The organism is Anaerobacillus sp. 1_MG-2023 (genome assembly GCF_030547345.1).
Lineage (GTDB): Bacteria > Bacillota > Bacilli > Bacillales > Guptibacillaceae > Guptibacillus > Guptibacillus hwajinpoensis_B.
The window spans coordinates 1-230 of sequence record NZ_JAUORD010000314.1; the positions used below are offsets into that span (position 1 = coordinate 1).

The following is a 230-nucleotide window of genomic DNA, read 5'->3' on the forward strand; positions in this document are numbered from 1 at the left end:
TAACCAACCGGTGCATTGTCTTCCTTCAATAGATAATCTTTGTAGAGAAGGTTATTGAATATCACCTTACCAGACTCATCTGTTGTTGCTGATTTAATGGCAATTTCACCCTGACTGTCATAAAGGGTAAATGTTGCTCCAGCAAGCTTCTCATCTGTTAAGCTATCAGTCTTTACAACTTCTAAACTACCTTTTTCACCTGATCCACTACCAGAACCGCCAGTTAAACG

Annotated in this window: 1 protein-coding gene; it reads right to left on the bottom strand. The window is 39.6% G+C overall.

Annotated elements, in window-relative coordinates:
• The coding region (locus tag Q4550_RS24280) for a prealbumin-like fold domain-containing protein (protein WP_303536834.1) at positions 1 to 230 on the bottom strand (230 nt) is incomplete at both ends.